The organism is Pseudomonas sp. GM55, from assembly GCF_000282395.1.
Lineage (GTDB): Bacteria > Pseudomonadota > Gammaproteobacteria > Pseudomonadales > Pseudomonadaceae > Aquipseudomonas > Aquipseudomonas fluorescens_CC.
The window spans coordinates 1-11036 of record NZ_AKJJ01000117.1; the positions used below are offsets into that span (position 1 = coordinate 1).

General features: G+C 61.0%; 7 protein-coding genes. 4 read left to right on the forward strand and 3 right to left on the reverse strand.

Annotation, left to right across the window (positions count from 1 at the left end):
* Positions 1–1463 (forward strand): vWA domain-containing protein (locus PMI31_RS25085; RefSeq protein ID WP_008022080.1); only part of this gene is annotated, 1463 nt, incomplete at its 5' end.
* 124 nt (positions 1464–1587) lie between these two features.
* Here the strand turns inward: PMI31_RS25085 and PMI31_RS25090 are convergent.
* Positions 1588–2508, reverse strand: coding sequence for a LysR substrate-binding domain-containing protein (locus tag PMI31_RS25090; RefSeq protein ID WP_008022081.1), 921 nt, complete (start codon positions 2506–2508; stop codon positions 1588–1590).
* Between the two features lie 158 nt (positions 2509–2666).
* Here PMI31_RS25090 and PMI31_RS25095 point away from each other — a divergent pair, with 158 nt between their 5' ends.
* Complete coding sequence (locus PMI31_RS25095) at positions 2667–4064, forward strand: NorM family multidrug efflux MATE transporter (protein WP_008022083.1); 1398 nt, start codon at positions 2667–2669, stop codon at positions 4062–4064.
* A 123-nt stretch (positions 4065–4187) separates the two neighbouring features.
* On the opposite strand, the gene PMI31_RS25100 is transcribed toward PMI31_RS25095, so the two are convergent.
* A complete protein-coding gene (locus tag PMI31_RS25100) occupies positions 4188–5861 on the reverse strand; it encodes a putative bifunctional diguanylate cyclase/phosphodiesterase (RefSeq protein WP_008022085.1) in 1674 nt (557 codons plus the stop codon).
* Between the two features lie 264 nt (positions 5862–6125).
* Between PMI31_RS25100 and rep the strand changes: the two genes are divergently transcribed.
* Together rep and PMI31_RS25110 are read left to right on the forward strand one after the other, a co-directional pair.
* On the forward strand, positions 6126–8135 hold the full coding sequence (gene rep / locus PMI31_RS25105; RefSeq protein WP_008022087.1) for a DNA helicase Rep: 2010 nt from the start codon (positions 6126–6128) through the stop codon (positions 8133–8135).
* 70 nt (positions 8136–8205) lie between these two features.
* Positions 8206–8778, forward strand: coding sequence for a xanthine phosphoribosyltransferase (locus PMI31_RS25110; RefSeq protein WP_008022089.1), 573 nt, complete (start codon positions 8206–8208; stop codon positions 8776–8778).
* A 137-nt stretch (positions 8779–8915) separates the two neighbouring features.
* Here the strand turns inward: PMI31_RS25110 and PMI31_RS25115 are convergent, their stop codons facing one another.
* Positions 8916–10841, reverse strand: a complete 1926-nt coding sequence (locus tag PMI31_RS25115) for an acetyl-CoA hydrolase/transferase C-terminal domain-containing protein (RefSeq protein WP_008022091.1) — start codon at positions 10839–10841, stop codon at positions 8916–8918.
* Positions 10842–11036: the final 195 nt, after the last annotated feature.

Genomic DNA, 11036 nt, shown 5'->3' on the forward strand with positions numbered 1-11036 from the left:
AAAAAAAAAAAAAAAAAAAAGCCACATCGGAGGGGATGAGTGCGCTGCAAGCCAAAGTCGCCCTCATCCAGAAACACTTTCCGCCGACCGTCGCCAGTCTGTTTGCCATCCCGCGGATGGGCAGCGGCGACGTGCTGGAATGGTGGACCGAACTGGGTGGCCAACCCACGCCCTATGCCGACCTCAACGAGGACGCGCAACGACGTTTGCTGGAAACCTATGAAGTGCGTCAGACGTCCCTCGGACAGCTGGCGGATGAACTGCAAAAACGCGGTCAACCGACGGAAGCGGATGACCTGCGCAGCCTGCTCGGCACGCCTGAGCTGGACAAACTCTACAGCCTCAACGGTGAGCCATTGGTGGTGCGCTGGAACCAGCGCCCGCCCAAACCGATCGTGCCGCCGGTGGTGCCGGTGGTGCCGCCATCGCGTCGTGGCTGGTGGATCGCGGCGGCTTTGCTCGCGCTGCTGTTGCTGCTTCTGGCACTGTGGCTCTGGTGGTTCCTGCACCGTGAGCCGGTTGTCGTGGTTCCGCCTGTAGCGCCTGTTGCACCGGTGGTGACGCCGGTTGAAAAACCGGTTGAGCCTGTCCCCGAGCCAGTCGTGAAACCGGAACCGAAACCTGCTCCAGTACCGGAGCCCGCGCCAGAACCGGTACCGGAACCCAAGCCAGTCCCGCCACCAAAACCGGCACCGGCACCGGCACCGGAACCCAAGCCGACCCCGCCACCCAAACCGGTTCCACCACCAAAACCGGTAGTGGCGGCCCCGCCACCAGCCCCGACGCTGGACAACTTCGCCTGCCGTAAAAATGCGCCGAACGCGGAGGTCCCGCAATTCGTGGTGGTGCTCGACACCTCGGGTTCGATGGATTTGAACATCAAGTCAGTGAAAGCCGACGAGGACTGGTTCTTCGGTAGTGACCTCAACAAGCTCCTGGACCCGAACCGCACCATGCGGCTCACCGCCAAACCCAGCCGCATGGACGTCGCCAAGGACTCGCTGGCCGGCATGATCAACGGGCTGGACCCAAAGATCGACACACGCCTGATCACCTTCGCCGGCTGCGAAAGAACACCGGACCAGGGTGTGTTCAAGTTCGGCGACCGCCCACGCCTGATCAACGGGATTCGAGGTCTGGTTCCCGACGACGGCACACCGCTGGCCGACAGCCTGGCCCACGCGGCGAGCACGGTCGACGGGCGCAATAACGATGCAGTGATCGTGATGTTCGTCGACGGTGAAGACGGTTGCGGGCAGGACGTTTGCGCGGTATCCCGTCGAATCGCCAGGGAACAACCGCGCCTGCGGGTCAACGTGGTGAAAATCGGTGCTGGCGGCCCGTCACGCTGCATCGCTGAAAACACCGGAGGTCGGGTGTACAACAGCACCAATGCGGCTGAGTTGAGTAACCAGTTGAAACAGGCGAGCAAGGAAGTGTCCAGCAATGCCAAGTGCGACTAGCCAGGGATAGATCCTGAACCGAGGTAACCCCATCGAGTCGGCACGAAGGTTCCGTTTGCAGATTTTCGGCGGAAAATCTGCAAACCTGAACCATTGACCGGGGTATAGCTTGAGCTCTATCGATTCAACTCAGGTGCTCCACCGCCGGTAAATCCATCGCCCGAACCTCACCCAAAAGAAAATCGCTGAGGCGGCGCAAACGCTCACCTCCGGGGCGGGTTTTCGGCCAGACCAGGTAATAATTCTCACCGCTGGCGACCGCCGTCGGCCACGGCAAACTCAATCGCCCCTGCGCCACATCCTCTGCCACCATCAACAAATCACCCATGGACACACCGTAGCCTCGGGCGGCAGCGATCATGCCCAATTCCAGTGTGTCGAACACCTGGCCGCCCTTGAGCGAGACCTGATCGGTCAGGCCCATGCGCTCCAGCCAACTGCGCCAGTCACGACGATCGGGCGTTGGGTGCAGCAGTTCGGTGCTGGCCAGACGCGCGACATCCCACGGCTGATCGTTCAGAAGATTCGGCGCGCCCACGGGAATCAGCTCTTCCGGAAACAACAAAGTGGCCTCCCAGTCCGGAGGAAAATGCCCGTTGCCGAGGATCACGGCGCAATCGAACGGCTCCTGATTGAAGTCCACGGAATCGACGTCCATCCACGCGCTGGTCAATTGCACTTCGTTGCCCGGCTGCAGATGACGGAAGCGACTGAGGCGCGCCAGCAACCAACGCATGGTCAGGGTCGACGGGGCTTTCATGCGCAGGATGTCGTCTTCGGCGCGCAAGGTATTGCAGGCGCGCTCAAGCGCGGTGAAACCGTCACGAATGCCCGGCAGGATCAACCGCGCCGACTCAGTGAGTTGCAAGTTGCGCCCGCTGCGGTGAAACAACCGACAGGCAAAATGCTCTTCGAGCGTGCGGATGTGTCGACTGACGGCGCTCTGAGTGATCGACAGCTCTTCGGCGGCGCGGGTAAACGAGCTATGCCGCGCCGCCGCTTCAAATGCGCGCAAGGCATATAAGGGAGGAAGACGACGAGACATGAGGAAAGCTCCTATAGCGTAATCCGGCTACCGTACCAGAAACTCACCAGCATGAGTCTGACTCATGCTACCCATCCTTTTTATCCCTTTGTGCAATCCCCGCAGAGCGCCGAGAATCGACGCTTTCCTGTTTCCTTTGATAATCGAGCGTGATGACCATGCAGCATCCAGCACGTACTGAACTCCGGGCCATCCTGCGGCTGGCAGGGCCGCTGATTGCCTCGCAGTTGGCGCACATGCTGATGGTCCTCACCGACACCCTGATGATGGCGCGCCTGAGTCCCGAGGCACTGGCCGGTGGCGGGCTCGGCGCGGCGACCTATTCGTTCGTGTCGATTTTCTGCATCGGCGTGATCGCGGCAGTCGGCACACTGGTGGCGATCCGTCAGGGTGCCGGCGATATTATCGGGGCCACCCGGCTGACCCAAGCCGGGTTATGGCTGGCATGGCTGATGGCGCTGGTCGCCGGGTTGCTGCTGTGGAACCTCAAACCGGTGCTGCTGCTGTTCGGCCAGACCGAAAGCAACGTGCAGATGGCCGGGCAGTTTTTGATCTTCCTGCCGTTCGCCCTGCCCGGCTACCTGAGCTTCATGGCCCTGCGCGGCTTCACCAGCGCCATTGGCCGTGCTACGCCAGTGATGATCATCAGCCTGGGCGGAACCGTGGCCAACTTCCTGCTCAACTATGCACTGATCACCGGGATGTTCGGCCTGCCGAAACCGGGGCTGATGGGCATCGGGCTGGTCACGGCGATTGTCGCCAACCTCATGGCGCTTGCGCTGGCATGGCACATTCGTCGGCATCCGGCTTATGAGGCCTATCCGCTGCGTCAGGGCCTGTCGCGCCTGAACCGGCAGTACCTGAAGGAACTGTGGCGTCTGGGCCTGCCGATTGGCGGCACCTACGCGGTGGAAGTCGGGCTGTTTGCCTTCGCCGCGCTGTGCATGGGCACCATGGGCAGCACTCAGCTGGGTGCACACCAGATCGCCCTGCAAATCGTTTCGGTGGCGTTCATGGTCCCGGCGGGTATTTCCTATGCCATCACCATGCGCATCGGCCAGCACTACGGCGCCGGGCAACTGCTGGATGCGCGGCTGGCCGGGCGGGTTGGCATTGCCTTCGGGGCGGCGGCGATGCTGTGTTTCGCCATGGTTTTCTGGCTGCTGCCAAACCAGTTGGTCGGCCTGTTCCTCGACCACAACGACCCGGCGTTTCGCGATGTCATCAACCTCGCTGTGAGCCTGCTGGCGGTGGCGGCGTGGTTCGAGCTGTTCGACGGCACGCAAACCATTGCCATGGGCTGCATTCGCGGGCTCAAGGATGCCAAGACCACGTTCCTCGTCGGCCTGGGTTGCTATTGGTTGATTGGCGCTCCGGCCGCGTGGTGGATGGCGTTCCACTTGCATTGGGGGCCAACGGGCGTCTGGTGGGGCCTGGCGCTGGGCCTGGCATGTGCGGCGGTGAGCCTGACGCTGGGATTTGAATGGAAAATGAAGCGGATGATCAAGCGTGACACGACGTCAGAGCGGCGCTTCGAGGTCGCTCAGCCAGACTGAGATCCCCTGTAGGAGCGAGCTCGCTCGCGATGGTCGTCAACGATAACGCTGGTTGGCAGATGCCCCGCGGCGTTCTCAGGTTTATCGCGAGCAAGCTCGCTCCTACAGGGTTGCGTGGCAACCTCAGCTCACGATTTCCAGCGCCGCCTGCTGACTGGAGCCAAACGTCAAATAGTCCACCAGCTCGGCCAGCGGCAATGGCTTGCTGATCAGATATCCCTGCACCTGATCACAGGCAAACCCGCGCAGCAGCTTCAATTGCTCCGGTGTCTCCACACCTTCGGCGACCACCTCAAGGTTGAGGTTGTGCGCCAGATTGATCATCGCGTGCACCAGTTTGCGGTTTTCCTCACGCTGTTCCATGCCACCGACAAAGCTCTTGTCGATCTTCAGCAAGGTGATCGGCAGGCTGTTGAGGTGCACGAAGGAAGAAAACCCGGTACCGAAGTCGTCGAGGGAGAAGCGCACACCGAGGCGCCCGAGGGCGTCCATGGTCTGCTTGACCAGATCGCTGCGGCGCATCACGGCGGTTTCGGTCAGCTCGAACTCCAGCCACTGCGCCTCGACGCCGCGCTCGGCAATCAGGCGACTCAGGGTCGACAACAACTGGCTGTCCTGGAACTGTCGGAACGACAGGTTGATCGCCATGTGCAACGGCGGCAAACCCAGCTCCAGCAGCGCCTGCATATCGCGCAAGGCCCGGGAAATCACCCAGTAGCCAAGTGGCACGATCAGACCGCTTTGCTCAGCCAGCGGCACGAACTCGCTCGGCGGCAACAAACCGCGTTCGGCATGGCGCCAGCGCACCAGGGCTTCGAGGCCGACGATTTGCCCGTCCTCAAGGTTCAGGCGTGGCTGGTAATGCAATTCCAGCTCATCGCGGCGCAGCGCCCGGCGCAGCTCGGTTTCGAGGTCGGCGATGCTGCGGGCATTGCGGTTGATGCGTTCGTTGAAAATGTGAAAGGTGCAGCCCTGGGTGCTTTTGGCCTGCTGCATGGCGATGTGTGCATGCCACATCAGCGGGTCCGCACCGGCCTGGGCACGGGCGTGGGCAATGCCCAGGCTGGAACCGATCAGCAGGCTTTCGCCATCGATCCAGTAAGGCTCGGCCAGCACTTCGCTGATGCGCTCGGCCATCCACTCGGCACGCTGGGGAGCGCGACGGGTGTCGATCAGTAGAGCGAATTCATCGCTGCCCAGGCGTGCCAGTTGATCGCCGGCCTCGAGCTGGCTCTTGAGCCGCGACACCACTTGCAGGATCAGGCGGTCACCGGCCTGATGGCCGAGGGCGTCATTGGCGTAACGAAAATTGTCGAGATCGAGATGACCGAGGGCCAGGCCACGACCGTCGCTTTCGGCCAGCCGCGCTGTCAGCAGCGTCTGGAAGCCCTGGCGGTTGGCGATGCCGGTCAGCGGATCTTGCTCGGCCAGGCGTTGCAGGGTGTTTTCCAGGACGCCACGTTCGCGCACATGGCGCAGGCAGCGGCGCAACATGCCGGGATCGAGATGATCGCGCACCAGCCAGTCACTCACACCGTCGGGCGGGATCAGCGGCTCATGGTCGAGCAGCAACACCGTCGGCAGGCTGCAACGGCCCGGCGCCGGTTGAAGTTGCGGGATGGTCAATAACACCGCGCTGCGGTTGTCATCGAACAGGCTGCTGACCGACTCCCAACTCGGCGCGCTGATGAGCACGGCCGAGCTCCCCATAGGAGCCAGACACTCGCGCAACAACGCTGCCCACGCTGGCTCTTCGGCCAGTAGCAGCAAACGCAAGGGTTCGACAGGCGTAGACAAGCTAGCTCCCTAGACTCTGCAAAGATGTAGGCGACGGGCATTATGCCGTTCCGATAACCAATGACAACGACATGAGTTATCCAAACGAGCCCTTTGTATCTGGAATTACGAACATTAGCCGCAAATTCGTTGCGCATCCTGCGTGAAAGTAACAAAACCGGCAATTACAGATAGCGTGGTACGTCACAAGTCGGACAGAGCAGCACAATTCGCTGAGCCTGTTAAAATGCCGGCCCATTTTGTGACTGACTCCTGAATTTACCTATGTCCCGACTCAATCCCCGGCAGCAAGAAGCCGTGAGCTACGTCGGCGGCCCTCTTTTGGTGCTCGCCGGCGCTGGCTCCGGCAAGACCAGCGTGATCACGCGCAAAATCGCGCACCTGATCCAGAACTGCGGCATCCGCGCCCAGTACATCGTCGCCATGACCTTTACCAACAAGGCCGCCCGCGAGATGAAGGAACGGGTCGGCACCCTGTTGCGTGCCGGTGAAGGTCGCGGGCTGACAGTCTGCACGTTCCACAACCTGGGCCTGAACATCATCCGCAAGGAGCACGTGCGGCTGGGCTACAAACCGGGCTTCTCGATCTTCGACGAGACCGACGTCAAGGCCCTGATGACCGACATCATGCAGAAGGAATACTCGGGCGACGACGGCGTCGACGAGATCAAGAACATGATCGGTGCCTGGAAAAACGACCTGATCCTGCCGGCCCAGGCCCTGGAAAACGCGCGCAACCCCAAGGAACAGACCGCTGCCATCGTCTACACCCACTATCAACGCACGCTCAAGGCGTTCAATGCGGTGGACTTCGACGACCTGATCCTGCTGCCGGTTAAGCTGTTCGAAGAGCACGCCGACATCCTGGAAAAGTGGCAGAACAAGGTGCGCTACCTGCTGGTCGACGAATACCAGGACACCAACGCCAGCCAGTACCTGCTGGTGAAAATGCTCATCGGCAAACGCAACCAGTTCACTGTGGTAGGCGACGACGACCAGTCGATCTACGCCTGGCGCGGCGCGCGGCCGGAAAACCTGATGCTGCTCAAGGACGACTACCCGTCCCTGAAAGTGGTGATGCTGGAGCAGAACTACCGCTCCACCAGCCGCATCCTGCGTTGCGCCAACGTGCTGATCTCGAACAACCCGCACGAATTCGAAAAGCAGCTGTGGAGTGAAATGGGCCACGGCGACGAGATCCGCGTAATTCGCTGCCGCAACGAAGACGCCGAAGCCGAGCGCGTGGCCATGGAAATTCTCAGCCTGCACTTGCGCACCGACCGGCCATACAGCGATTTCGCGATCCTCTATCGCGGCAACTATCAGGCCAAGCTGATCGAACTGAAGTTGCAGCATCACCAGGTGCCGTATCGCTTGTCCGGCGGCAACAGCTTTTTCGGACGTCAGGAAGTGAAGGACCTGATGGCCTACTTCCGCCTGATCGTGAACCCGGACGACGACAACGCCTTCCTGCGGGTGATCAACGTGCCGCGCCGGGAGATCGGTTCGACCACGCTGGAGAAGCTGGGCAACTACGCCACCGAGCGCAAGGTCTCGATGTACGCCGCCACCGACGAGATAGGCCTGGGCGAGCATCTGGACTCACGCTTCACCGATCGCCTGTCGCGCTTCAAGCGCTTCATGGACAGGGTGCGCGAGCAGTGCGCCGGCGAAGACCCGATCTCGGCCCTGCGCAGCATGGTCATGGACATCGACTACGAGAACTGGCTGCGCACCAACAGCTCCAGCGACAAGGCCGCCGACTACCGCATGGGTAACGTCTGGTTCCTGATCGAGGCGCTGAAGAACACCCTGGAAAAAGACGAAGACGGCGAAATGACCGTCGAGGACGCCATCGGCAAACTCGTCCTGCGCGACATGCTGGAGCGTCAGCAGGAAGAGGAGGACGGCGCCGAAGGCGTGCAGATGATGACCCTGCATGCGTCGAAGGGCCTGGAATTCCCCTACGTGTTCATCATGGGCATGGAAGAGGAAATCCTCCCGCACCGCTCCAGCATCGAAGCCGACACCATCGAAGAGGAACGTCGCCTGGCCTACGTGGGCATTACCCGCGCGCGCCAGACACTGGCCTTCACCTTCGCCGCCAAGCGCAAGCAGTACGGCGAGATCATCGATTGCGCACCAAGCCGCTTCCTCGATGAGTTGCCGCCGGACGATCTGGCCTGGGAAGGTAACGACGACACACCAACCGAAGTCAAAGCCGTGCGCGGCAACAACGCATTGGCGGATATACGCGCGATGTTAAAGCGCTAGAATTGACCACTTTTTAATCGAACACTTTTTGACAAGCTAGGCGCATACCGTGCCAGTAGAGGAAAGCTTCATGGAAGCACTGCACCAGAAAATTCGCGAACAAGGCATCGTGCTTTCCGATCAGGTCCTGAAGGTCGACGCCTTTCTGAACCACCAGATCGACCCGGCCCTGATGAAGCTGATCGGCGACGAATTCGCCACGCTGTTCAAGGATTCGGGCATCACCAAGATCGTCACCATCGAAGCCTCGGGCATCGCCCCGGCGATCATGACCGGCCTGAACCTCGGCGTGCCGGTGATTTTCGCCCGCAAGCACCAGTCCCTGACCCTGACCGAAAACCTGCTGTCGGCGACCGTGTACTCGTTCACCAAGCAGACTGAAAGCACCGTGGCCATCTCCCCGCGCCACCTGACCAGCAGTGACCGCGTGCTGATCATCGATGACTTCCTGGCCAACGGTAAGGCGTCCCAGGCACTGATTTCGATCATCAAACAGGCCGGCGCCACCGTGGCGGGCCTGGGCATCGTGATCGAGAAGTCGTTCCAGGGTGGTCGTGCGGAGCTGGACTCGCAGGGTTATCGGGTTGAGTCGCTGGCTCGCGTGAAGTCGCTGGCCGGTGGCGTCGTGACGTTCATCGAATAACCCCCCGCGATCTGCCGCGTTGTCTACGTGACTCGACAACGCCGCAAATCCCTGTAGGAGCTGGCTTGCCAGCGAATAGGCCATAACATCCAACATCCATGTTGTTTGTCACACTGCCTTCGCTGGCAAGCCAGCTCCTACAAGGGATCGGTGGCCTTGAGGGCGGTCAGCAGCAACCGCTGAAACAGGTCTTCTTTCAGGCCTTCCGGATCGGTCAGTTGCATACGCTCCAGATGCTCTGGAAACTCCGAAGCCTGCGGCGCATCCAGTGCTGCCTTGCCCAACTCCAGTACCTCACTCAGCTTGAACTTGCTCTTGAGCCAGTTCAGCGCCCGCAACACATCCCGCTCGACCTCGGTGAAGTCACAACCCAGCGGATACTCCGGAAACAGCTGCGGATGCCGCGCCTGAATCTCCTGCAAGCGCTGCGGACTGTTGTCGGCAAAGCGCGGATCGAGACGGAAGTCCTTGGGCAATTTGCCGACTTTCTGCGCCTGCTCAATCAATCCCGGCTGAAAACGCGAGTCGCTGATGTTGAGCAAGGCCTCGATCACTGCCGCATCGGTTTTGCCGCGAAGATCGGCGATGCCGTATTCGGTGACCACGATGTCGCGCAAATGCCGGGGAATGGTGCAGTGACCATACTCCCAGACGATGTTCGAACTGACGTCGCCACCAGACTCGCGCCAGCTGCGCAGCAGCAACACCGAGCGCGCGCCTTGCAGTGCATGGCCCTGAACCACGAAGTTGTATTGCCCGCCTACGCCGCTGAGCACACGTCCATCTTCGAGCTGATCCGCCACCGCGGCACCGAGCAAGGTCACGGTGAACGCGGTGTTGATGAACCGCGCATCCAGGCGCTGCAAGCGTTTGAGTTCTTCCTGGCCGTAGAGCTCGTTGATGTAGCTGATGCGGGTCATGTTGAATTCGAACCGCTTGTTTTGTGGCAATTTGCGCAAGCGTTCGTAGTAGGTGCGCGGGCCGAGAAAGAAACCGCCATGCACAGAAATGCCATCGGTTTGCGCAGCCTCATCCAGGGTGCCGGCATTCGCCTGCAGTTGGGTCGCCACGTCCGGGTAAACCTTGCGCCGCACGATCCCGGCATCCGCCAATACCAGTAAGCCGTTGACGAACATTTCACTGCAGCCATACAAGCCTTTGGCGAACGGTTCGATGCCGCCTTCGCGCTCGATCAGTTGCGCCCACTGGCTGAGGTTCACCTCGGCCAGCAACGCCCTGTAAGCGTCGTTGTCGGCTTGTCGCGCCAGCAGTGCCGCCGTCAGCGCATCGCCCATGGAACCGATGCCGATCTGCAAGGTGCCGCCATCGCGCACCAGGGTGCTGGCGTGCAAGCCGATGAAATGGTCCTGAAACCCCACCGGCATGTTCGGCGTGGAAAACAGCGTGGTGTTGTCCTTCTGGTCGATCAGCAGGTCAAAGGTGTCGATACCGAGTTCCGCATCGCCGGGCATGTAAGGCAGATCGTTGTGCACCTGGCCGACCATCAGAATGGTTTCTCCGGCGGCGCGGCGCTTGGCGATCATCGGCAACAGATCAAGGGTGATGTCCGGGTTGCAGCTCAGGCTCAAGCGATCGGGATGTTCGGCATGGCTGGCCACCAGTTGCGCCACCAGGTTCAACCCGGCGGCGTTGATGTCCCGGGCCGCATGGCTGTAGTTGCTGCTGACGTAATCCTGTTGCGCCGTGGCACTGTTGAGCAGACTGCCGGGCTGCATGAAGAACTGCTGGATGTGAATGTTGCCCGGCATCTGGTCGCGACGCAGATCGGCGAGAAATTCCAGCTCTGGATAATTGCCGAAAACCCGTTCGATAAAGGGTTCGAGGAAGCGCTTTTGCAAGCCATCGCCCAATGGCGGGCGCCCCAGACACAACGCGGTGTAAATCGTCAGCCGTCGCTCGGGCAACTGTGCGATTCGTTGATACAGCGCGTTGACGAAGTGGTTGGGTTTGCCCAGGCCCAGGGGCAGGCCCATGTGGATATGCGTCGGCAACCGTGCCAAGACGTCATCGACTGCCTGTTCGATAGAGCACAGCTGAACCATCGGATCCTCCCTCACTTTCCATGACTTGGGCCTGGACCGAGCTTGCCGGGTCTTTGCTGTAATGAACAGCCTGTTAAAGCCAATCCGCCGCCGCTGGCCCCCTGTAGGAGCGAGCTCGCTCGCGATGGTCGTCAACGATAACGCTGGAAACCTGGCACCCCGCGGTGCTCTCAGGTTCTTCGCGAGCAAGCTCGC

Coding starts and splice junctions, on each gene's coding strand:
- PMI31_RS25110 (WP_008022089.1), top strand. CDS start 8,206: ATGGAAGCACTGCACCAGAAAATTCGCGAACAAGGCATCGTGCTTTCC.
- PMI31_RS25095 (WP_008022083.1), top strand. CDS start 2,667: ATGCAGCATCCAGCACGTACTGAACTCCGGGCCATCCTGCGGCTGGCA.
- PMI31_RS25115 (WP_008022091.1), bottom strand. CDS start 10,841: ATGGTTCAGCTGTGCTCTATCGAACAGGCAGTCGATGACGTCTTGGCA.
- rep (WP_008022087.1), top strand. CDS start 6,126: ATGTCCCGACTCAATCCCCGGCAGCAAGAAGCCGTGAGCTACGTCGGC.
- PMI31_RS25090 (WP_008022081.1), bottom strand. CDS start 2,508: ATGTCTCGTCGTCTTCCTCCCTTATATGCCTTGCGCGCATTTGAAGCG.